Genomic DNA, 22,621 nt, shown 5'->3' with positions numbered 1-22,621 from the left:
GGCCGCGATCGACAATTACCGCGCCGTGGCCAAGCGTTCGCATCCGGGCGCGGGCATCGTCTATTGCAGCAGCGGCGCGGTCTACGGCCGGCAGCCGCCCGAGCTGAGCCATGTGGACGAGGATTTCACCCCCGGCGACGCGGCGGGGCTCGTCGCGTACAAGCGCGACTATGCCGAGGCCAAGCGGCTCGCCGAAGCGCGCATGGCGGAACTCGGCGCGGTCGACATGCGCGTGGCGGTCGCCCGCTGCTTCGCCTTCATGGGCGTGCATCTGCCGCGCGATCAGCATTTCGCGATCGGCAACTTCCTGGCCGACGGGCTGGCCGGGCGGCCGGTGACCGTCAACGCGCGCGGACCCGTTCACCGCAGTTGGATGCATGCCGACGATCTGGTCCATTGGCTGATGAGCATCGCCGCCGCCGCGCGGACCGATTGCCCGGTGTACAATGTCGGATCGGACGAGCCGGTGACGGTCCGCGACGTGGCGCGCGCGGTGGCCGCGCGGTTCGGCGTTTCGGCGCGGATGCCCGACGCCGAGGACGCGCCCGTCGACCGCTACGTGCCCTCGACCCGCAAGGCGGCGCTAGCGCTGGGCCTGCGCCGCCGGTTCGACTTCGCCGCGGCGCTCGACGATGTGGCGGGGCGGATCGGCGGGCCGCTTGTACCGCCGCCCGTATCTGCTAATCGCTGAAATCGCAGGGAAGAGCGGGTCTTATCATGGTTTATTCAAGCGGCGGCCGCGTACGGGCCGTGTCGCGTCTGTGCGCGGCGGCGGCGATCATCGGCTTGTCGGCGACGAGCATCTCGGCGCAGATCGATCCGTTCGCGTTGCGCAACGTGCCTTCCGGATCGCCCCTGGGCGACCAGTCCACCCGTGGTCAGGGCCAGTCCGGGCTGAACGGCGGCGACGACCAGTCGTCGGACCCGTATTTCCTGGCACCGCGCGAGCGGACCGGACCGACGCAGATCGACGACACGACCAGCCAGAACGACCCGACCGCCGACGCGGACGGCCGGACCACCGACGCCGATGGCCGCGCGACCGACGACCGGGGCGTACGGACGCGCGATGCCAATGGGCGCCTGTCGAGCCGGTCGCAGATCGAGCCCGGCGGCGTGGCCGCGGTTCGCCGGCCCGCCCCGCCCAACGAGTTCGAGCGCTTCGTCGAGCAGCGCGTCGGCCGCCGCCTGCCGCGATTCGGCGCCGAGCTGATCGTTCCGGCAAACCGCGATTTCGCGACCCCGACCAACACCACCGTTCCCCCCGGTTACATCCTCAACCCCGGCGACCAGGTGTTCATCGGCCTGACCGGGTCGATCGAGGGCAGCGTCACGCGCCAGATCGACGCGAATGGCCGCATCTTCCTGCCGCGCGTCGGCACCATCAATCTGGCGGGCGTCAGCTTCGGCGACCTCAAGACGGTGGTCGAGCGCGCGGTCGGGGTCCGTTTCCGCGGGTTCAACGTGACCGTCGCCGTGCCGCGGCTGCGCGGCATCCGCGTCTATGTCACGGGCTTCGCGAACAATCCGGGCGCCTATAGCGTCAACAGCCTGTCGACCCTGGTCAACGCGGTGCTCGCGGCGGGTGGGCCGTCGGCGGGGGGTAGCTTCCGTTCGGTGCAGCTCATCCGCAACGGCGAGCTCGTCAGCGACTTCGATTTGTATGATTTCGTGCGAAACGGCGACAAGTCGAAGGACGTCCTGCTCCAGAACCAGGACGTGCTGTTCGTGGCGCCGCTCGGCGCGCAGGTGGCGCTGACCGGCAGCGTCAACGGCGAGGCGATCTACGAGGCCAAGCCGGGCGAGAGCCTTCAGGACCTGATCCGCTATGCGGGCGGGGTGAACGCGCTCGCCGATCCGTCGCGCGTGGTGCTGTACCGGCTCGCCAACGCCAACACGGTGGGCGCCGTCCAGGTCGCGCGCGAGGCGCTGGCGAGCGCGCCCGTTTCGGCGGGCGACATCATCCAGGTGCTGTCCGAGGGGTCGCTGGCGCGTCCGCTGGAACGCCAGACGGTGCTGGTCCGCATCGACGGCGAGGTGTCCAAGCCCGGCAATTACGTCGTCGCGCCCGGCACCAGCCTCGCCCAGGCGATCCAGCTCGCGGGCGGGCTGACCTCGCGCGCCTTCGTGTTCGGATCGAATTTCCAGCGCGTGTCGGTCAGGCGCCAGCAGCGCGAAAGCTTCGATGAAGCCGTTCGCCAGTTGGAGGTGACCCTGGCGGGCTCGGCGCTGAACGCGGATAGCTCGATCGATCCGGTCACGCGCGCGGCGCAGGTCGCATCGGCGCAGGCCGTGCTCGACCGGCTGCGGCGCGCGGAGCCCGACGGGCGTGTGGTGCTGCCGCTGAACGATCTCGCCGCGCCCTTGCCGGGGACGTTGACGCTGGAGAATAACGACACGCTGTTCGTCCCCCCGCGGCCGAGCACGGTGGGCGTGTTCGGCGCGGTGTATCGCCCCGCCTCCTTCCTGATCGCCGATGCCCGGCCGCTGCGCCTGCGCGATTATCTGAAGATGGCGGGCGGTACGCTCCGCGTGGCCGACACGCGTGACACCTTCGTGGTGCGCGCGAACGGCGCGGTGATCTCGCGGCGCAACGGGGGGCTCAACGCGCGCGTGCTTCCCGGCGACGTGATCTTCGTGCCCGTCAAGACGCAGAGCAGCTCGCTTTTGGCGAAGATCGCGCAGATCGGATCGATCATCGCGCAATTCTCGATCGGCGCGATCGCGCTCGACGCGGTGACCAATTGACCCCGCCGGCAAGCATGGTCGACAATCTGTCCGCGAGCCGCTGGCTGGGTCGCCCCTGGATCCGCCGCGCGATCCTGGGCGCGCTCGCGGCCGTGCTGGCCGTGCTGACGCTGTTCCCGCGCGAATATCGGGCGGCGGTGTCGCTCACGCCGACCGACCCGGCGGCGCTGGGTCTCCAGGGCGCGCTGGGGCAGCTCGGCGCGCTGTCGAACGTGTTCGGCAGTCAGGCCGCGGTCGAGATCAGCCTGAAGGTGGCGCGCAGCATGGACGTGCGCCGCGCGGTGATCGCCAAGCTCAAGCTTCTGGAGCGCGTCGGGCTCGACACCCCGCGCGAGGCCGATCTGTGGCTGGAGCGCGAGGTGGAAATCCGCTCGCTGCGCGGCGGCATCCTCCAGATGTCCACCAAACTCGACGATCCCGAGCTGGCGCGCGATCTGGTCGCGGCCATGTCGGAGGCGACCAGGCAGCGGCTGGCGGAGATCAGCCGGGCGCAGACCGCCTATAAGCGCGGGGTGCTGGAGGATCTGGTCCGCAACGCGGGCGATCGCTACAGCCGCGCTCAGGCCGCCTATGACGCGTTTCGCCGTCGGACCCGTTATTCGGCGCCGGGCCAGTCGATCGAGGCGATCGGCCTGCGCGTTCCCGCGATCCAGGCCGCGATCAAGTCGCGCGAGGTCGATCTGCGGACCGCCCTGCAGTTCCAGACTCCCCAAAGCTATGCCGTGCAGCAGATCCAGGCCGAGATCGCCGCGCTTCGGACGCAGCTGCGCGAGGCGGAAAGCCTCAATTCGGGCGACGCCAACTCGGTCAACCGCGTCATCGTGCAGTCCACCCAGGTCGAGGTGCTCGAACGCGAGCTGACGATCGCGCGCGGCCTGTACGTCAGCTATCAGCGCTTTCTGGAGGGAACCTCGGTCGAGGACCTGACCTCGACGGGCAATGTCCGCGTGCTCGAGCCGCCTTATGTCGATTCGGCGCGACAGTTCAGGACGCTGCCGCTCGCGTTGCTGGCGCTGACGCTGCTGCTATGGGCGGCGATCGAGCTGTACCAGCTTCGCCCGCCGGTCGGTGCCGATCTGCGCCGGGTCAGGGCGGCGGCGTGAGCGTCGTCGATCCGGGCATCGCGCCCGACATCTCGGTCGTCATCCCGTGCCGCAACGAGGAGGCGAACGCCATTCCGATCGCGGAGGCCGTGATCGCGGAGATGGAGCGGGCCGGGGCGTCGTTCGACCTGATCTTCATCGACAATGCGTCGGAAGACCGCACGGTGCCGCTGCTGCGCGGATTGTGCGAACGCGACCCGCGGGTGCGGCTGATCGTCAACGCGCGCAATTTCGGGCAGATGCGCTCGCCCACGCACGGCATCTTCGTCGCGCGCGGGCGGGCGGTGATCAACATGTGCGCCGATTTCCAGGATTCGCCCGCCTTGATCGGGCGGTTCGTGGAGCGGTGGCGCGCGGGTGTCGACATCGTGCTGGGCGTACGCGCGTCCGAGACGTCCTCCCCCGGCCTCAGCTTCTTCCGCAACCTGGCCTATCGGCTCGCCGCGCGCTTCGGCGACTATCCCGTCATCCCCAACGCGACCGGGTTCGGCCTGTACGACCGGAAGGTGGTGCGCGCCATCGAGCGGCTGAAGGAGCCCGAACCCTTCTTTCGGGGGATGCTGGTCGAGACCGGCTACGACATCGAGCTGATCCCCTATGCGCGGCCACCGCGCGCGGCGGGCAAGTCGAACAACGACTTTTTCGCGCTCCTCGACTTCGCGCTGTCGGGATTGGCGGGATCCTCCAAGAAACTGGTGCGGCTGCCCTTTCACGTCGGTGTCGTCGCGCTGCTGATCGGCGCGCTGATGCTTGTCGCGACGCCGGTCGCCTGGTGGTTCGGCCGGAACGGCTGGGGCTGGCTGTTCGCGACGATGGTGCAGCTCCAGATCGGCGCGGGCTTCGTGTTCCTGGGCCTTGTCGGCGACCAGATCCGGCTGATTTCGGAACGGACGCGCAACACGCCCCTCGTCACCGAGCGCGAGCGGGTGAATTTTCCGGACGGCTACTGAGGTGCGGCTGCCCGCCGCCGCGCGGATCGAACGGTTCGCACGGCTGATCCGCTTCTACCAGGCCGCCATCGTCAACACCGCCTTCGGGTTCGGCACCTATGCGCTGCTCGTCTGGCTGGGGGTCAATCTCTACGCGGCCCAGATCGTCGCCCAGGTGCTCGGGGTGACGTTCAATTACTTCACCTATAGCCGCCACGTCTTTCGCGACCGCGAAGGCAGCCGCTGGTCGTTCGTCGCGGCCTATGGAACGAATTATCTCGTCAATCTCAGCCTGCTCGCGATCTTCGACCGGCTGATCGAGTCGGATTACGGCGCGGGTTTCGCGTCCACGGTGTGCGCGTCGCTGATCAATTATTTCCTCCTGAAGTATCTCGTGTTCCGGAAGGCGACGCCGTGATTCGCGGGCGCGTGCGGCGGGCGCCCGCCGCCGGCGTGCAGATCGAATATGCGCTGGCGCTCGCGGTGCTGGCGGGGGGCGTTTACTGCGTCGGCGCGCTGCTGATGAACGGCTATCTGCCGCAGCCCTTCTTCTACCAGGCCTTCGACGTCTGGATGGACTGGTTCAACACCGCTTTCTGGGCGCATAATCCGGGGGCGTATGACAGTTGGCGGACGCTGTATCCGCCGGTCTCGTTCATCTTCCTCAAATTCCTGACGCTGCCCGGCTGTTATGTCAGCAACGAGGGCTGGTATTCGCGCGATTGCGACTGGTACGGAATGCTCACGATGCACGGCTGGTACGTGCTCAACATCTTCCTGATCGGGAAGACCTTTCTCAAGATCGACCGCAAGACGGCGCTGCCGCGATCGTTCGCGCTGGCGGCGGGGATGCCGATGCTCGACGGACTGGAGCGCGGCAATCTGATCATGGTCGCCTTCACCTGCTTCCTGCTGGCGCATGGTCCGCTGCTCAGAAGCGCGCGGCTGCGCTGGCTGTTCGCCGGGCTCACGATCAACTTCAAGGTGTATCTGATCGGCTCGATCTTCGCCTATCCGATCCGCCGCCGGTGGCGCTGGTTCGAGGGCGCGCTGTTCGCCACCATCGGCGTCTATTTCGTCACCTGGGGATTGATGGGCGTCGGCACACCGGTCGAGATCTACAACAATCTGGCCGCGTGGAATGACGGGCTGCAACAGGCGGGCAGCCTGCTCGACCTGTGGTACGCGTCCACCTATCAGCCCGTCATCGCGCTTCTCAACGGGTCGGTGGTGCCGATCGTCGCCATGCTGGGGTCCTGGCGCGTGGAGTTCTTCGCGGCGTTCCTTCCGCTCCTGATCCACTTCGTCCAGGCGATGATCGTCCTCGCGGCGGCGGCGGCGTGGCTGCGTCCCGAAGTCGTGCCGACCTACCGGCTGGTGAACCTGACCAGTTCGATCGCGATCATCACGTCGGAAGGCGGCGGATACACGCAGGCGTTGATCATCTTTCTGGTGTTCTTCGAGCCGTGGCGCGGAGTCGGGCTGCGCTATGCCATCGTCGCCTGCTACCTGCTGTCGATCCCCGGCGACCTGTATATCGATCCCATCTATCCGCAGGTGAACAACGGCTTCCTGAACGCCGGGCCGATCTTCTACTCCTATTGGGTGACTTATGGCCCGTTCCTGCGACCGGCCGTCGTGCTGACGATCCCGCTGGCGCTGGCTTGCGTGACGATCGCGGACGTGTGGCGCGATATCCGGGGGCAGGGGTGGCGGATGCGCTGGCGGTTCCGGCGCGACCTGCCGATCATGGTCGGCGAGGGCCGGGCGACCCCGCCGCGTGCGCTTCCGGCCTAGCCCAACACGCCCGTCACGACGTTGAACCGACGCCCAAAGGCGAGCGCGCCTGCTCCCTGGGTCGCGTCGCCGCCCGCGAACCATAATTTGCGCGCGCCCGTGACTTCGCGAAAACAGCCCGGATCGATCGCGGTGCCGTCCAGCGAGGAATAGTTGCAGGCGGCGTCCAGCGACACGCCGCCGGCGAACGCGCCCGGCGCTCCGACGACGATCGGACGAACGATCGACCGGTACATCGCCGCGCAGGCGATCGCGAACCCGTCGGTGCGCCGCTCGATATTGGTGATCTGCGGTTCGAGCACGAGCCCGCCCGCATCGGCGACGACGACCGGGCGAACCGCCTCGTGCAGCTTCAGCCCCTGAACGCGGACCCCGCGCGTCGCCGACAGGGCGAGCGAGCCATTGGCGAACGCACCATGGACCTGGCCCCCGGTGATCGTGACCAGTCCGGCCCCGTCATGGACGAACACGCCGCGATCCCCGCCCGAAGCGGGGGCGTAGACATAGGGATCGATGACCTCGACCGAGGCGCTCGACGTGCCCGTCAGATCCAGGTCCAGACCATGGCGTGCGCATCCGTCGAGCACCGCGCCCCGGATGTGCACGTCGACCGTTTGTCCGCGACTCCCGGCGCCGCGCGCGTCGAACGCGACGCCCGTGTCGATCTGCGCCGATTCGAACCGATCAAGGAAGGTGTCGACGAACGCGCCGCGCGCGAGCAGCCCGGTCGGGCGCCGGTGCGACGGATGCTGACCGACGACCACGCAGCGATCCAGGTAGAGCGACGCGTTGCCCCCGGCGAGCCCGAAATTCGGCGCCCCGTCCAAGAAGAATCCGACTGCGAGGTCCGCGCCGCCGCCCAGGCCGGGCTCCAGCCGCTGGGCCAGGCAGTCGTCGACCTTGGTGTAGGTGAGCCCGCCCAGGTAGAATCCGACGCTGCTGGCGAGCGACGTGATCTCGCGAAAGGTCGACCTGACCAGATAGGCCGCGCGCAGCCCCGTCGGATAGCGGCGGATGTCGCCGGAGGGGTGCGGGGCGGAGCGTCCGTCGCGGATCAGCGTGAAATTGCTGAAATGATTCTCGAACGGAAAGCGGTCGTTGGTCCGGGCCGGCTGTTCGACCGACCCGACCACCATCAGGTCGGCGGTGTGGACGCCGGGCGCCGACCCCTGCAGGATGATGCGGGTGCCCCGGCCCTGATCGGTGGCGTAATTGCCGACGCCGCGCAGCGTGCGCCAGCTCCGGTCGAATCTGAGCGTGCGCCGGATGAAATAATCCGCCTGGCCGAGCTGGGTATGCGGGCAGAGTGTGTAACAGGCCTCGATCGCATCCGCACAATCCACCCGCCCGTCATTCACGCGCGCGCCGAACCATTCGGGGCGGCCGTGTGTCCCGTCCCAGATGCGCGCGAAGTGGACCGGTTGCGCGCGGGACGCCAGCTGAAGTCCCTCGAGACGATCGGCAATCGTCGGTGCCCCGGCGCGGCAGGCGAACATCCCCTCGCGCCCCGCTTCGGCGAGGTACAGGACATCGCCGGGAACGACGCCCGGGAGGGACCGCAATAGCTCGCGCGACACGACGCTGCGGATATTGCCGGGCTGGGGCGGCTGGGCGGCGAGCGCCGCGTCCGACCTGAGCGCCTGCGGCGTCATCGCCAGGGCGGCGGCACCCCGGCCGAGCAGACCACGCCGGTCCATCTCCTTCATCGCCGGCACCTCATCACCCCGTGGAACGCGTGAACGCTCCCGCAGCGAGCAACACGATCATGATGACGATCGCACTGCCGATCGTGATCAGCATCATGGTCCAGCTGTCGCGGCGTCGCTGCGCCCGGGTCGACAAGGCGGCGGGAGGGAGGTCGGGATCGGCCATGATCGGATCCTAATAGCCTCGCCCGAGATCCGCGACGTTGCGCATCGGCCGTCCGGCGCGAAAGGCGTCGAGATTGGACAGGAAAAGCTCGCCTGCCCGTGCGAACATCCTGGTCTGGCTGCGGCCCGACAAGTGCATGGTCAGCATGCAATTGGGCGCGGCCCAAAGCGGGTGATCGGCGGGCAACGGTTCCGGGTTGGTCGGATCGAGAAACGCACCGCCGATCGCGCCGGAGCGGAGCGCGGCGAGAAGCGCCGCCTCTTCGATCATGTCCCCGCGCGCGATGTTGACGAGCCAGGCGCCCGGCTTGAACCGGGCGAGTTCGGACGCGCCGATCATCGCCTTGGTCTCCGTAGTGGAGGGAGCGGCGAGGATGACCCAGTCGAAACTCGGCAGAAGATCGCGCCAGCGGTCGGGCGTCAGCGTGCCGTCCGCACCCGAGCGGGTGACGCCCGTCACTTCGACCCCGAAGGCGGCCAGGCGGTCGCCGATCAGGCGGCCGATCGCGCCATAGCCGACGACCAGCGCCTTGGTTTCGAACAATTCGACTTTCCCAGGCGCATCGGCCAGCCATTCGCGGCGCCCCTGAGCACGGACCACCTCGTCGAAGCGCTTGGCGGCGGCGAGGACGCCCATCACCGCATATTCGGCGACCGCGATCGCGTTGATCCCCACGCCGTTGGTCACCATTATGCCGCGCTCGCGCAGCCAATCGAGCGGAAACGCGTCGAGGCCCGCATAGATGGTGGACACCCATCGGAGGTTCGGTCCGCCCGCTCGGACGGCCTCGGCGACGAGGCGGGTGGGCTGCATGTCGACCCAGGCGATATCGGCGTCGGCGATCCCGGCCGCCGCCTCGGTCGGGGTCGCGAACCAGGCCACCTCCAACCCGGCAGGTAGCCGCGATTCCAGCAGCGCACGGGCAGGCGCGGGGAGGACGGCCTTCATGATAGGGGAATGTCGCCGGTCATCGCGGTTCGTCAAGCCCGGGGACGACCTGCGGCCCGCGTCGATCGCGGGCCATCAAGGGCCTGACGCGCACGGCGAGCGAGATCACGAAAGGCCAGAACAGGGTGTTGCCGATGTCGGTGATGGTATCGGACCAGCGCCACGCGCCAAAGGCGAGCCGGTCCAGTATCTCGTTCGCCGCCTCCGCCAGGACGACGAATCCGAAGGGAATGAAGGTGCCGAGCGACCGGCCGAACACGACACGCGCCATCATCAGCACCGCCAGGCCGGCGTGAATGTGGAGGATGGCGTCGGGCAGGCCCGTGCCGTCGCCGATCCACAGGATGATATCATGATAGGACTTGGCGAGATTCATCGTGACGCTATCAGGCGCCGCTCGCGTCGGTGCAACCCCGCCGGGGGCCGGTCAGCCGCTTTCGCGCTCGAACGCGGCCAGCACGGGATCGAATCGCGGCGCGTGCGGCGTTCGTACATCGAACGGCAGGCCACGCTCGCGTCGACGTTTGCGATTGTTCACGAACAGCCGGACCAGCGACCAAGGCATCATCACCCCCCTTCACCAGAGTCGAGCGCAAATTACGGTGGCGTGACTAAGAATTGGTCAATGGCGAGGGCCTGTCGATGCCGCTTCGTCAGCCTTTCGGCCTCCAGTCCCAGCCCAGTGCATCGCCGTCCATGACGTCCACACCCGACGCCGCGAGTTCGGCGCGGATAGCGTCCGAGCGAGCGAAATCCCTGGCGGCGCGGGCCTGGACCCGATCCCCGAGCCGGGCCGCGACGGCCCGTTCGTCGATCATCGCGTCGACGGGCCGAACCCGCAGGTCGGCACGGTCGAGCGACAGAAGCGACAAGCCCAGCACCTCGTCCATGCGCGCGATCGCTCCCAGCATCGACGCAGGCGACTGCTTCTTGAGCGAAAGCAGGCGGTCGAGCGCGACCAATGCTCGCGGGGTCGCAAGATCGTCGCTGATCGCGCGATCGAATTCGTCGAGCTGGTCGGAGATGGCGGGCGACGGGAAGTCGCCCCCGCGCGACGGGCCGGCCAGGTGACGGAGCGTCGCGACCGTCTGAACAAGGCGTTTGAGCCGGATCGCGGCGGCGGCGAGTCCTTCCCAGGAGAATTCCATTTCCGACCGGTAATGCGCCTGCAGGCACATGAGGCGGTAGGCAAGCGGGTGAAAACCGCGATCCAGCGCGGTTTGAAGCGTCAGGAACTCACCGGACGATTTTGACATCTTGCCGGCGCGTTCGACCAGGAAGTTGTTGTGCATCCACACCGTCGCGCCGGTGAAGCCAGGCTCGTTCCCGCATCCGCGATGCGCCTGATTTTGCGCGATCTCGTTGGGGTGATGAATTTCACGGTGGTCGATGCCGCCGGTATGGATGTCGAAACGCTCGCCCAGGTAAAGTCTGCTCATCACCGAGCATTCGAGGTGCCATCCGGGTGCGCCTCGGCCCCAGGGCGAATCCCATTCCATTTGGCGGTTCTCGCCGGGGGCGGAGCGGCGCCAGATCGCGAAGTCCTCGGGGTGGCGCTTGCCCTCGACCGGATCGATCCGGCCTTCGCGTTCGTCCTCCGCGCGCCCGGCAAGCCGTCCATAATCGGGCACGGTGGCCGTGTCGAAATACAGGCCGCCGTCGAGCAGATAGCAGTGACGATCGGCAATCGCCGCGGCGAAGGCGATCATCTCGTCGACATGATCGGTGGCGAGCGGCATCCGGCTCATCTCCTGGACGTTGAGGTCCCGGAGGTTGCGCTTGAACGCCTCGGTGTAATGGCGGGCGATCGCCCAGATGTCCTTGCCGGTCTCTCGCGCGCGTGCCTCCATCTTGTCGGCACCCTCGTCGGCGTCGGACTGGAGGTGGCCGACATCGGTGATGTTCATCACATGGGTGAGCGGATAGCCCTTCCAGCGCAGCGTACGCGCGAGCGTGTCGGTGAACACATAGGCGCGCAGATTGCCGAGATGGGCGTAATTGTAGACGGTAGGCCCGCAGGAATACACGCGAACACCGGCGGGGTCGAGCGGACGGAACGGCTCCGCGCTACGCGAAAGGCTGTTGTACAAGATGAGGGCTGCTTGCGGCATGGGGTGCTTCTAGCGCAGGCGGGGCGCGCGGGCCAATCCGGCGCGGCCTGGTCGAAATCCGCCCGGAGCTTGCCTTGGAAGTTCGAGGCTGGTAGGCGCACCCCGCTTACGGCGCGAACCGGGTGTTCGCGGCCGCTTGTGGTATTTGGATCGGAGTTCGAACGGGTTTATGCAGATCATCGTCCGCGACAATAATGTCGATCAGGCCCTGCGCGCACTCAAGAAGAAGCTGCAGCGCGAGGGTGTGTATCGCGAGATGAAGCTGCGCCGCCACTATGAAAAGCCGTCGGAGAAGCGCGCGCGCGAGCGTGCTGCCGCGGTACGTCGGGCCCGCAAGCTGGAGCGCAAGCGCGCCGAGCGCGACGGCGCGCGGTAAGCAACCCCGGTCCCTTTGTCGCCTCGGCGGGAGAGGGCCCGAATTTCCCACCATCCCAAACGCGTGGACGGGCCCGATCCCACCCCGCCGCGGAGCGTCAAACGCATGTCCACCGTTACCGCCGTGCCGCTGCGCCCCGTGAAGCGCGGTTATCTGATATGGCTGTGGCTGGCCCTCGCGCTCGCGCTGATATCCGCCTACGCGCTGGCGCGTCAGGGCGACGACTTCATGAGTCGCAACGCTCGCGCCAGCGGCGTGGTGACCACCGCGTCGGGATTGCAATATCGCGTGCTCGAACCGGGCCAGGCGAGCGGACCCAAGCCAACCAATACGGACGTCGCGCTCGTTAATTACGAGGGCAGGTTCCTCGACGGAAAAACCTTCGACAAGTCGCAGCAGCCGACACCCATGCCCGTCGCGGGCGTGGTGCCGGGCTTTTCCGAAGCGCTCAAGCTGATGCCCAAGGGATCCAAATACCGTATCTGGCTGCCGTCGGACCTGGCTTATGGCGAGAAGGGCGCGGGCGGCGGCGCGATCCCCCCCAATTCGCCGCTGACCTTCGACGTCGAGATGCTGGACTTCCTTCCGGAAGCGGTGCTCCGCCAGATGCAGATGCAGCAGCAAATGGCGCCTGGCGGTCCGACCGCTCCGCCGGCAGGCGGCGTACCCGGGCGTTGATCGCCCGACCCGGGGTCGCCGCGTGAGGCTCGCGCTTGTCCTGGCGCTGATCGTCGGCCTTCCTTCTCCGTCGCTCGCCCAGGCGCAGCGCGAGGAGCGGGCGGTCGGCGGGCAGCGACTGTGCCGATATACCGCCGCCCGCATCGTCGGGCCGCGCCAGCGCGAGCGCGTCGCCGCAGTGGGTCGGGGCGAGCCATGTCCCGCGACCTTTCCACGCCCAAGCGGTCGACCGCAGCCGATTCCTTCGCTCGCGACCTTGTCGGGTCAGGAGCGCCGAGGCGCGCGCGTAATCTGCCGCTATGCCTATGCCGGACGCAATTATAGCGTGGAGCGGGGCAGCGGCACCTGCCCGCTTACCCCCAGCATCTTCTAGGGCAGGCCGCTTCATGCCGAGTCTTTGGAGACATTGTTCCCCGCGCGAACGCCGCAACTTCATTGCCCTGGCCGTATTCGTCGCGCTCGCGATCCTGCTCGGCGGCGGATCGCGCGGCGATGTCGCATCCCTGCCGATCGTCTATGCCGGCGCGGTGCTGATGATCGGTGCCGCCATCCTTCAACTGGAGGGCCACGACTGGCGGCGCGTAAGGACGCCGTTGTCGCTGCTGGGCGGGCTGGCGCTACTGATGATCATCCAGCTGCTGCCATTGCCGCCCTCGATGTGGCGCGCGCTCGCGGGACGCGAGTCCTTTGCGGCGGGGTTGGACATGGTCGGGTTGGCGCAGACCTGGCGTCCTGCGTCGCTGACGCCCGACCTGACCTTGTACGCTCTGATCGCGGTGCTGGTGCCGGCGGCTGTGCTGCTGGTCGGCGTGATGGCGGGGCGCCTCTTGCCGGCCATGGTGCCGGTGCTGCTCGGCCTTTGTGCGCTCAGCGCGCTTGTTGGACTGCTTCAAGCGGTCGGGTCGCTGTCCTCCTTCTACCGGATAACCAATCAGGGAGCGGCCGTCGGGCTGTTCGCCAATCGCAATCACCAGGCGGCGCTGCTGGTCTGCGCGTTTCCGCTGACCGCGGTCTGGGCGACCTGGCCCGATGCCGACCCGGCGACACGAAGCGTGCGGGGCTGGATCGGGCTTTGTGCCGGGGCGATCCTGGTGCCCATGCTGATGGTGACCGGATCGCGCGGCGGAGTCCTGTTCGGGGCGGTGTCGGTGCTCGCCAGCCTGGTCTTGCTGTGGACGGGCGCGGACCGACGCACGCGACGGTCCGCGCGCCGTTCACCCGTAGCGGTCGCGGCACTGGTCGCGACCGTGCTCCTGCCGATGATCGTGACCTTCCTGTTCGCGCGCGACCTGGCGGTGCAGCGACTGCTGGCGGGCGCGGAGGGTGAATTGCGGTCGCAGTTTCTCCCTGTCTATCTGAACATCATAGACGCCTTTTTTCCTTGGGGCAGCGGGTTCGGCTCGTTCGACGCGGTGTTCCGCGGCTACGAGCCCCATGCCGCCCTGTCGCAGACCTATCTGAACCATGCGCACAACGAGGTCGCCGAGCTCCTCATCGAGGGGGGCGCGGGCGCGGCGCTGCTCGCGGCGGGCTTCGTCGCCTGGGCCGCCCGGCGAAGCTGGGTAGCCTGGCGTCGGCCGCGAGGCGGCGGCGCGCTGCTGGGGCGTGCGGGATCGGTTATTGTCGGCGTGCTCATCCTGTGGAGCCTGGTCGACTACCCGCTCCGCACCCCGTCCTTGTCGGCAGTGACTGCGGTGGCCTGTCTGTTTCTGATCGCGCGGGCGGACGGCCGCTCACCAGAGCCCGGTCTTGGCAGGCGCCCGGCCATCCGCTAACGCCGCAATGACGGGGCACGCGCCTGATCGTGCGCAACTAGCTGGAAATTCCGTGAAACCAAGTGCGTATCTGTTGTTGGCGATCTTGTGTCTGTCCGCATGTTCGACCAGACCTTCGCTGGAGCCGGGACCTCATCTGACGCTAGTCGCGTCGGACGAACTTCCCGCGCCCGAAGGGATGGTGGCCGGGTCGGAAACGCGGGCGTTTCGGATCGGGCCCTTCGACAAATTGTCGGTCAGCGTGTTCGGCATCCCCGAACTCTCGCAAACGGTACAGGTCGACGCCGCGGGCCGTATCGCGCTGCCGCTGGTCGGATCGATCCAGGCCGCGGGGCTGACACCGGCCGAAGCTAGCGAGCAGGTCGAGGAACGGCTGCGCGGCCGCTACGTCCGCGATCCTCAGGTCGCAGTCAATGTCGACGAAACGTCGAGCCAGGTGATCACCATCGACGGTCAGGTGAACGAGCCGGGCGTCTACCCCGTGCTCGGCCGGATGACCCTGGTGCGCGCGATCGCGAGCGCGAAGGGCACGGGTGAATTCGCGCGCGTTCAGGACGTGGTCGTGTTTCGCAAGGTGGGCGAACGGCAGATGGCCGCCCTCTACAATCTCGATGCGATCCGGCGCGGGTCCTATCGCGATCCGGAAGTCTATCCGAACGATGTCGTGGTGGTCGGCGACTCGCCTTCTCGGCGTCGCTTCCGCGATTTCCTGCAGGCGTCGCCGATCCTGGTCGCGCCGCTCATCGCCATTCTCCAATAGTGGGAATCTGAGATCTTGAACGACGTTAGTTTCCCGCTCGGCGGCGCAGATTACGCCCCGCTCGCCCGCCGGATCGATCCGGCGGGCGATGCACCCGACGAGTCGATCGTCTCCCGCTATTATCGCATCGCCTTTCGCTGGCGTTGGCTGATCCTGGGTTCGATCGCCGCCGCCCTCCTGGTCGGCGTCCTCGCGACGCTGCTCGCGACGCCGCAGTTCACCGCGACGACGCGCATGGAGATCAACCGGGAAGGCAGCCGGATCGTCAATGTCGAAGGCGTGCAGCCCGAGGCGTCGGCGATGGACCAGGAATTTTATCAGACGCAATATGGCGTTCTGGCGTCGCGGACGCTGGCGGAGCGGGTCGCGCGCAAGCTGCGCCTGAGCGAGAATCGGCGCTTCTTCGAGTTGTTCAAGGCCGAAGACGCCGTCGAGTCGTTCGATCTGGGCGGAGCGGCTGCGAGCGCGACGGCGGCACGGGATGCGCGTTTCCGCACCGCGGTCGACATCCTCGAAGGCAAGGTGAAGGTGTCCCCGATCCGGCTTTCCCGGCTGGTCGACGTGGGTTTCACGAGCCCGGAAGCTAAATTGTCCGCCGATGTGGCGAATAGCTGGGCCAACGAGTTCATCTTGTACAATCTCGAGCGTCGCTTCGATCAGACGGCTTATGCACGCCGCTTTCTGGAAGGACGGCTGGAGCAGCTGCGCCGCCGCCTTGAAGCGTCGGAGAGACAGCTGGTCGGCTTCGCCTCGCAACAGTCGATCATCAATGTGCCGACCGGGACAGACGCGAACGGGAGCACGCAGGAGCGCTCGCTGGTCGCCAACAGCCTGACCGCGCTAAACGACGAGCTCGCGCGCGCGACGGGCGATCGCGTACGTGCCGAAAGCCGCCTACAGGCCGGCGGGGCGTCCACCGCTGAATCGCTCGCAAATCCGACGATCAACACCTTGCGTGGCCGTCGCGCCGAGATCGCGGCGGAGGTCGCACGGCTTCGTAGCCAGTTCGAGCCGGGTTACCCGGCGGTGCAGGCGCTTACAGCGCAGCTGCGCACGATCGAGGCCAGCCTGGCGCGAGAGGAGGGGCGCGTATCGGGCGCGTTCCAGTCCGCCTATGACGATGCGTCGCGGCGCGAGCAGGCCTTGGTGGGGCGCATCGACGAGCTGAAGAGGAACTTCGTCAGCGAGCGCCGCCGGGGCATCGAATACAACATCTTCCAACGCGACGTGGACACCAATCGCGAACTCTACAACGGCCTGTTGCAGCGTTACAAGGAGATCGGCGTCGCGGGCGGAGTCGGCACCAACAACGTGTCGATCGTCGATCCGGCGCGCACGCCCGAACGGCCGTCGAGCCCGCGTCCGTTGATCAATCTCTTCATCGCGTTGCTCGCCGGCACGGTGCTGGGGCTGGGGCTGGCGTTCGTCCGCGAGCAGATCGACGAGACGATCACCGACCCGTCCGACGTGGAGCGCCGTGTGGGGCTGCCGCTTCTCGGGGTCATTCCGCGGGTGGACTCGGGGAATGTCGTCGCCGATCTGCGCGATCCGAAAAGCAACGTGCTCGAAGCTTATCTGTCCGTGCAGACCAGCCTGGCCTTTTCCACCGACCATGGTGTGCCGCGCGTGCTCAGCGTCACCTCGACCCGCCCGGCGGAGGGCAAGTCGACGACCTCCCTCGCGATCGCCTATTCGATCGCGCGCAACGGGGCACGGACGGTGCTGGTGGATGCGGACATGCGCTCCCCGTCGGTCCATTCCGACCTGGGGCTCGTCAACGATCGCGGGGTGTCCAACTATCTTTCGGGCACGTCGACCCTGGCCGAGTTGGTCCAGTTCCCCGAGATGGCGAATCTCGGCGTGCTCACAGCCGGGCCGCAGCCGCCCAACGCGGCCGAGCTGCTCCGGGGCCATCGCCTGGAGGAACTGATCGCCGAGCTGCTGACGCAGTTCCAGCATGTCGTAATCGACTCCCCGCCGGTACTCGGCCTGGCCGATGCGCCGTTGATCGCCAGCCGGACGGAAGCCACGATCTTCGTGATCGAGGCGACCGGGGTTAAGGGTCGGATCGCTCGCCAGGCGATCGCCCGCCTGCGCCAAGGACGCGCGCAGATCCTGGGCAGTGTCCTTACCAAATTCGAGGCCAAGCGCGCCCATTTCGGCTATGGCTATGACTATGGCTATGGCTATGGCTATGGGTCGGAGGACAAGAGGAAACGGGGTTGACCTCCGCGCGCACGCGCGGCGGCTTTGGGCGTCGTTTGCCGTCCAAGGCTCGATTACTGGTCGCGTTGTTGTTCGTGGCGACGATCGGCTGGCTAGTGGCGGCCGTCGGCGCGGGCGCGGTCCTGCGAAACGGGCAGCCTGACCGTGCGCTGGGCTTCGCGCCGTGGGATGCCCGCGCCGCCGCACGGGCAGCAGAGCGCGGACTGACCAAAGGCGGGGCCGATCCGTCAAGCTTGCGGCAGGCGGGGGCGCTCGCCAGGAACGCGCTGTCACGGGACGCGACGGTCGTGCCGGCCTGGCGTCTCATGGGATTGCTGGAGGTCGCAGCGAAGCGTGAGGGCAGGGCGGCCGGGCTGTTCCACATGTCCGAGCGCCTGTCACGGCGCGACCTGCCGACGCAGTTATGGCTGATCGAGGAGAGCGTGAAGCGCAACGACGTGCCCGACGCGCTCCGACATTATGACATCGCTCTGCGGACCAACCCGCGCAGCCACGACATGCTGATGCCGATCCTCGTCGCCGCCGCCGGCGCTCCGCAGACCGCGTCCGACCTGGGCCGCCTTCTGGCGACGCGTCCGCTATGGGCCGGGAATTTCTATTACCGGCTCGGGCAATCGCCCGCCGCGACCGCGCCGGATCCGGCCCATGTCGCCCGGATGCTGGCGATCGCCCGGCGCGGCGGTCCGTTCGCCAACGAGGGCGTGCTGCGTGGTCTCCTGGAGTCGATGGTGGAGCGCGGCGCCTACCAGCCGGCACTCCACCTGTTCGGGACGCTTTCGGGACAGGCGGCGCGATCGCCCAAGACGGTCCGTAACGGTACGTTCGAGGGAACGAACGACTTTGCCCCCATGGATTGGGACCTGTCCGGCGAAGTCGACCTGGGCGCGGAGGCCAGGGCCGGCGTGGGTGGGCGCGGGAACGCGCTGGTGGTTTGGGCGTCGACGGATCGGAATGGCGTCGTCGCGCGTCAGATCCTGATGCTGCCACCAGGTTCGTATCGGTTGCGATACAAGGCTGGTCGGACCCAGGCTTCGGCGCCGTCACGGCTCGAATGGCGGATCGCCTGTGCGGGCACGGAGGCGTTCCTGCTCAGCGGCCCCGTGATCCCCGGCGCGACCGCCGTCGCGCGCGAGACCGGATTTCGGATTCCCGCCGGGTGTGCGGCGCAGTGGCTGTCGCTTGACATCGGCTCGACCGATCCGGCCGGCAGCGAGGCATGGGTCGACGATGTGGGGGTGGCCCGCGCGGGCGGCTGAGCGGCACGCTCGCCTTGCGCTCGCCGGGCATCCGTGGTGTGGGCCGCCGAGCCGCGCCGAAAGGTCGGACGTCCCCAAGCGTTGAAGGTCTTCATGACGCGCCTTTTCCTGTCTTCTCCGCACATGGGCGGCGGCGAGATCGCTCTGGTCGGCGACGTGTTCGCGTCCAACTGGATCGCGCCCACCGGTCCCATGGTCACCGAGTTCGAGCGGCAGCTGTCCGGGCTGACCGGTATCGCGCATGTCGCCGCGCTGGCGAGCGGGACCGCAGCCCTCCACCTCGCGCTGCGCCTGAGCGGGATCGGCGAGGGCGACGCGGTGTGGACGCCGAGCATGACGTTTATCGGCGGCGTCGCCCCGATCCGATACCAGGGCGCGGAGCCCGTCTTCCTCGATATCGAGGCCGATACCATGCTCGTCGATCTCGACCGGTTCGAGGCGGCCCTCGCCGAAGCCGACCGGTCGGGCGGCCTGCCCCGGGTCGTGGTCACCACCGACTTGTACGGGCATGTCGTCGACGGCGGGCGTATGGCCGCGCTACGCGAGCGGTACGGCTTTACCTGGATCAGCGACGCGGCCGAGGCGGTGGGCGCGTACCGGGACGGCGTTCACGCAGGGAAGGGCGCGGATTTCGCGATCCTGTCGTTTAACGGTAACAAGATGATCACCACCTCGGGAGGCGGCGCGCTGGCGAGCGAGGATGGCGACCTGATCGAACGGGCGCGCTTCCTGTCCACCCAAGCGCGCGATCCGGCGCCGCACTATCAGCACAGCACCTATGGGTATAATTATCGCCTGAGCAATGTGTGCGCCGCGATCGGGGTGGGGCAACTACGCGTGCTGGCCGAGCGCGTCGACGCGCGCCGGCGCATCAACGAGCGTTATCGGGAGCTGCTCGCCGGCGTCGACGGCCTGACCTTCAGTGGGGAGCCGGCGGGGATGCGCGCCAATCGATGGCTGACCACGATATTGATTGATGCCGACCGATCGGGCTTCTCGCGCGAGGAAGCGCGGCTGGCGCTCGAGACGCACGACATCGAAAGCCGCCCGTTATGGAAGCCGATGCATCTCCAGCCCATCTTCGCCGGGGCGAAGGTCATCGGCGGCGAGGTGGCGGAGCGATGTTTCGAGATCGGGCTGTGCCTTCCTTCGGGATCGAACATGGTTGATGGCGATGTCGAGCGTGTCGCCGCGGTGCTGACCGACCTGGCCGCATGCCACCGGTCGCCCAGCCTTTCAGAACACACCTGACGATCCTATTTGTGCAGCCACATGCGACACTCGGCGCGAGAAACCGCTCATGATCCCCAAGGCTAACTACCATAGCCGGCCCGTCTTCGAGGAAGAGGTGGCACAGCTGTTCGGCCGCGGGTGGCAGTTCGTCGCGCTCAGGAGCGAGCTCGCGCGCGATCGGGATTACGTCACGGTGGATCATGCCGGCGCGGCGATCGTCGTGCAGAACTTTAAGGGCGAGCTGCACGCGTTTCAGAATATCTGCTCGCACCGCTTCAACCGCATCCAGCTCGGCGAACGTGGCAACCGCATGTTGCTGTGCGGTTATCACGGCTGGAATTTCGACAAGACGGGCTTTCCCTTCGGCCTGCCCAAGCGCGACCAGTTCCTGGGAAAGGATAATGATCGGCTTTGCTTGACGCGTTACCCGGTCGACACGTGCGGCGAGTTCGTATTCGTGGACCGGGGCGGCGGCACCGTGACGTTGAACGAGCATCTGGGCGGCTTCGGCGCGGTGCTGGAGGAGATGGGCGGCTATCTGGGCCCGGAGACGCAGTTCGCGGGAGTACCCCACGCGGCGAACTGGAAGCTGCTCGTCGAGAACGTCCTCGAATGCTATCATTGCTCGACCGTCCACCAAGAGACCTTCGTGCCCTGGGGCGTGGGCAAGCTGCCGATCGATGACGCACGTTTCGATTCCGGCCATTCAAGCGCACATTTTCCCCGTCAGGATCAACCACGCGAGGAACTACGCCTGCGCTACCTGTCGCACCTGAAGGAGCGCGCGTTCGACCATAACAGTTTCTTTCACATATACGTCTTTCCCAATTTGTTCGTGAGTTCGAGCCAAGGGCTCTCCTTCTATGTCGGGCAGCTATTGCCCGAGGGCCCGGAGCGTACGCTGCTGCGGATGCGCAATTTCGAGCCGAGGGTGGATCTCAGCCCCAAGCACCGCGCGCGGCAGGATCCGATCAGCGCCGACTCGAACGCGATGAGTCTTCGCCTGATCGAGGAGGATCGTGCCGTGCTCGAACAGATCCAGCGCGGTATCCACCTGGCCGACGCGCCCGGCGCGATCGGCGACGACGAAATCCGCATTCGCGATTTCCATCGCCATTATGCGCACGCGATGGCGGGCGGGGTCGAGCCGGTGCTCCAGGCCGCGGAGTGACGGCGCGCGCTTGAGCTATGCGTGCCATGTCCCTAGTAACCCACGACGTTCAACGGGAGTATAACCGTGCTGACCACGCTTGATTTTTCCGCCGACACCGCTCCGGAAGCGGTCGCCGCCAAAGTGCTGGAGGCGCATCCCGCGTCCAAGGTCATCCATATCCGCGGGCCCAAGCCCGAGGGCGATCTGCGCGATTATTATTGGCGCTTCTTCGAAAGCGTCGGCAAGCCGATGGCGCTCGCCGAGGACGCGACCCTGGGTGACCGCGACCAGCAGCGCACGGGCAGCTATTGGATGGAGGTCCGCTACGACCCGGCTGTACCCGACGCCTATCGTCATTCGGCCAACGCGCAGCCGCTCCACACCGATGGTGCTTATACCTCGCCCGACAGCGTGCAGGTCGAGCGCAGCGACCGGGCGGTCGGCTATGGCTTCCTGGGGTGCGTCGCGATGCCGGCCAATGGGGGAGCCACGACTTTCATCGATGCCGAGGATGTCGTGGCGGTGATGCGCGACGAGGTTCCCGATCTTCTCGCACGTCTTTCGGCTACCCAGATGCCACATGCCCGTTCCGGCGACCGCAAGGTGGCCAAGGCCATCGACTTGGGCGGCGAACAGCCTTTGGTCAACTGGAACTATTATTGCGTTGATCCCGACGCTGGCGACGAGGTGCACGCGTTGCGCGAGGAATATTTCCAGTTCCTGGAGAATAGCCCCGGCATCGCGGCCCATACGGGACGCGTGAAGCTCCAGCCCGGCGATGCCGTCATCTGGAAGGACGATTACGTCCTGCATGGCCGCGACTCGTTCGATCCCGAGGGTACGTCGACGCGGTTTCTCTGGAAGACGTCGTTCCTGGTCGACGCGTGAACCGATCAGGCAGGACGGGCAGCGCCCGCGCGCTGCCCGTCTCGCGCGTGACCTTGGGGACCATGCGGCTACCCGGCGACGACGACACCGCCGCGGCCGACCTGCTCGCCCACGCCCGCGACATCGGCATCCGCGGCTTCCACTGTTCGGCGGAGTATGCGACCTTTCCGCTGTTCGCCGCCGCCTGGGCGCGGGCGGGGCTGGCGCGGGCGGATGCGACGCTGATCGCCAAGGTCGCGAGCCCGCATTTCGGCGAGGACCGCTTTTCGGCCACTCGCTTTCGCGAGAAGATCGAGGCTTACCTTCAGGCGCTGGACGTCGAGCGTCTCGACGTGGTGCAATGGCTGTTGCGTCACGACCTGAAGGCGGAGGAGGCGCGGTTGCGTATCCTGCGCGAGGCGGAAGGCGAGATCGCTAGCGTGGTCGACGCGCTCAGGGCCGAGGGCAAGATCGGTGGCTTTATCGGCTTTCCCTATACCCGTCCCGTGGCCGACGCGCTGGTCGCGGCCGATTGGTGCGACGGCGTCGCGGTGTATCTGAACCCGGTCGAGCGCGGAATGGACGCGGTCGTCGCGGCCTGTGCGGACCGGGGCAAGGCGGTCGTGGCGATCCGACCGTTCGCGGCCGGACGCGTGTTCGCGGAAACCTCGCTGACCGCGGACGATGCGCTCCGCCATGTGTTCGACTTCCCGGCGGTCGCGACGGCGGTCGTGTCCGCGTCGAGCCGGGCGCATCTGGACGTCCTGCGCCCCTGGTCGGCGGGCTGAG

Annotated in this window: 22 protein-coding genes; 17 read left to right on the top strand and 5 right to left on the bottom strand. The window is 67.4% G+C overall.

All coding sequences use genetic code 11. From position 1 onward, the window contains the following. The 6 genes from VF592_RS12420 to VF592_RS12395 all read left to right on the top strand — a co-directional run. Positions 1 to 691: NAD(P)-dependent oxidoreductase (locus VF592_RS12420; RefSeq protein WP_331005948.1), on the top strand; the 691-nt coding region annotated here is incomplete at its 5' end. 26 nt (positions 692 to 717) lie between these two features. Further along, positions 718 to 2,748, top strand: coding sequence for an SLBB domain-containing protein (locus tag VF592_RS12415; protein ID WP_331005947.1), 2,031 nt, complete (start codon positions 718 to 720; stop codon positions 2,746 to 2,748). Continuing rightward, positions 2,745 to 3,851 carry a hypothetical protein gene (locus VF592_RS12410; RefSeq protein WP_331005946.1) on the top strand — a complete coding sequence of 369 codons (1,107 nt, stop codon included), beginning with the start codon at positions 2,745 to 2,747 and terminating at the stop codon, positions 3,849 to 3,851. The genes VF592_RS12415 and VF592_RS12410 overlap by 4 nt, the downstream gene beginning before the upstream one ends. Beyond that, positions 3,848 to 4,801, top strand: coding sequence for a glycosyltransferase family 2 protein (locus VF592_RS12405; protein WP_331005945.1), 954 nt, complete (start codon positions 3,848 to 3,850; stop codon positions 4,799 to 4,801). Before VF592_RS12410 ends, VF592_RS12405 begins: the two co-directional genes overlap by 4 nt. A gap of 1 nt (position 4,802) precedes the next feature. Then, a complete protein-coding gene (locus VF592_RS12400; RefSeq protein ID WP_331005944.1) occupies positions 4,803 to 5,198 on the top strand; it encodes a GtrA family protein in 396 nt (131 codons plus the stop codon). After that, positions 5,195 to 6,577 carry a hypothetical protein gene (locus VF592_RS12395; RefSeq protein ID WP_331005943.1) on the top strand — a complete coding sequence of 461 codons (1,383 nt, stop codon included), beginning with the start codon at positions 5,195 to 5,197 and terminating at the stop codon, positions 6,575 to 6,577. Before VF592_RS12400 ends, VF592_RS12395 begins: the two co-directional genes overlap by 4 nt. Here the strand turns inward: VF592_RS12395 and VF592_RS12390 are convergent. The 5 genes from VF592_RS12390 to cysS form a co-directional block, all read right to left on the bottom strand. Next, the gene (locus VF592_RS12390; RefSeq protein ID WP_331005942.1) at positions 6,574 to 8,283 is read right to left on the bottom strand and encodes a hypothetical protein; all 1,710 of its coding nucleotides are present in this window, start codon (positions 8,281 to 8,283) and stop codon (positions 6,574 to 6,576) included. The two genes, VF592_RS12395 and VF592_RS12390, sit on opposite strands and share 4 nt — an antisense overlap. A gap of 13 nt (positions 8,284 to 8,296) precedes the next feature. Beyond that, on the bottom strand, positions 8,297 to 8,449 hold the full coding sequence (locus VF592_RS12385; RefSeq protein WP_331005941.1) for a hypothetical protein: 153 nt from the start codon (positions 8,447 to 8,449) through the stop codon (positions 8,297 to 8,299). Between the two features lie 9 nt (positions 8,450 to 8,458). After that, positions 8,459 to 9,397 carry a D-2-hydroxyacid dehydrogenase gene (locus VF592_RS12380; protein WP_331005940.1) on the bottom strand — a complete coding sequence of 313 codons (939 nt, stop codon included), beginning with the start codon at positions 9,395 to 9,397 and terminating at the stop codon, positions 8,459 to 8,461. A 19-nt stretch (positions 9,398 to 9,416) separates the two neighbouring features. Beyond that, the gene (locus tag VF592_RS12375) at positions 9,417 to 9,773 is read right to left on the bottom strand and encodes a hypothetical protein (RefSeq protein ID WP_331005939.1); all 357 of its coding nucleotides are present in this window, start codon (positions 9,771 to 9,773) and stop codon (positions 9,417 to 9,419) included. Between the two features lie 277 nt (positions 9,774 to 10,050). Beyond that, entirely contained in the window at positions 10,051 to 11,508 is a 1,458-nt protein-coding gene (gene cysS, locus VF592_RS12370) for a cysteine--tRNA ligase (protein WP_331005938.1), read from the bottom strand. A 169-nt stretch (positions 11,509 to 11,677) separates the two neighbouring features. Between cysS and rpsU the strand changes: the two genes are divergently transcribed. From rpsU to VF592_RS12315, 11 genes are all read left to right on the top strand, one after another. Beyond that, on the top strand, positions 11,678 to 11,884 hold the full coding sequence (rpsU, locus tag VF592_RS12365; protein WP_007404630.1) for a 30S ribosomal protein S21: 207 nt from the start codon (positions 11,678 to 11,680) through the stop codon (positions 11,882 to 11,884). Positions 11,885 to 11,989: 105 nt separating this feature from the next. Next, positions 11,990 to 12,562 (top strand): FKBP-type peptidyl-prolyl cis-trans isomerase, encoded by a 573-nt coding sequence (locus VF592_RS12360; RefSeq protein ID WP_331005937.1) that lies wholly within the window; start codon positions 11,990 to 11,992, stop codon positions 12,560 to 12,562. Positions 12,563 to 12,584: 22 nt separating this feature from the next. Further along, on the top strand, positions 12,585 to 12,935 hold the full coding sequence (locus VF592_RS12355) for a hypothetical protein (RefSeq protein WP_331005936.1): 351 nt from the start codon (positions 12,585 to 12,587) through the stop codon (positions 12,933 to 12,935). A 13-nt stretch (positions 12,936 to 12,948) separates the two neighbouring features. Continuing rightward, positions 12,949 to 14,337, top strand: coding sequence for an O-antigen ligase family protein (locus VF592_RS12350; RefSeq protein ID WP_331005935.1), 1,389 nt, complete (start codon positions 12,949 to 12,951; stop codon positions 14,335 to 14,337). Positions 14,338 to 14,389: 52 nt separating this feature from the next. Beyond that, positions 14,390 to 15,097: a polysaccharide biosynthesis/export family protein gene (locus VF592_RS12345; protein ID WP_331005934.1), complete on the top strand. Its 708-nt coding sequence runs from the start codon at positions 14,390 to 14,392 to the stop codon at positions 15,095 to 15,097. 15 nt (positions 15,098 to 15,112) lie between these two features. Next, positions 15,113 to 17,323 carry a polysaccharide biosynthesis tyrosine autokinase gene (locus tag VF592_RS12340; RefSeq protein WP_331005933.1) on the top strand — a complete coding sequence of 737 codons (2,211 nt, stop codon included), beginning with the start codon at positions 15,113 to 15,115 and terminating at the stop codon, positions 17,321 to 17,323. Then, the gene (locus VF592_RS12335; RefSeq protein ID WP_331005932.1) at positions 17,320 to 18,579 is read left to right on the top strand and encodes a hypothetical protein; all 1,260 of its coding nucleotides are present in this window, start codon (positions 17,320 to 17,322) and stop codon (positions 18,577 to 18,579) included. The genes VF592_RS12340 and VF592_RS12335 overlap by 4 nt, the downstream gene beginning before the upstream one ends. 93 nt (positions 18,580 to 18,672) lie before the next feature. Next, entirely contained in the window at positions 18,673 to 19,830 is a 1,158-nt protein-coding gene (locus VF592_RS12330; protein ID WP_331005931.1) for a DegT/DnrJ/EryC1/StrS family aminotransferase, read from the top strand. 49 nt (positions 19,831 to 19,879) lie between these two features. Beyond that, positions 19,880 to 20,983 carry an aromatic ring-hydroxylating dioxygenase subunit alpha gene (locus tag VF592_RS12325; protein ID WP_331005930.1) on the top strand — a complete coding sequence of 368 codons (1,104 nt, stop codon included), beginning with the start codon at positions 19,880 to 19,882 and terminating at the stop codon, positions 20,981 to 20,983. A gap of 66 nt (positions 20,984 to 21,049) precedes the next feature. Beyond that, complete coding sequence (locus VF592_RS12320) at positions 21,050 to 21,853, top strand: TauD/TfdA family dioxygenase (protein ID WP_331005929.1); 804 nt, start codon at positions 21,050 to 21,052, stop codon at positions 21,851 to 21,853. 47 nt (positions 21,854 to 21,900) lie between these two features. After that, the gene (locus tag VF592_RS12315) at positions 21,901 to 22,620 is read left to right on the top strand and encodes an aldo/keto reductase (RefSeq protein WP_331005928.1); all 720 of its coding nucleotides are present in this window, start codon (positions 21,901 to 21,903) and stop codon (positions 22,618 to 22,620) included. Position 22,621: the final 1 nt, after the last annotated feature.

This window comes from Sphingomonas sp., assembly GCF_036388435.1.
Lineage (GTDB): Bacteria > Pseudomonadota > Alphaproteobacteria > Sphingomonadales > Sphingomonadaceae > Sphingomonas.
The sequence above is the reverse complement of the archived record's forward strand: the minus strand, read 5'-3'. Positions and strand labels throughout refer to the sequence as shown.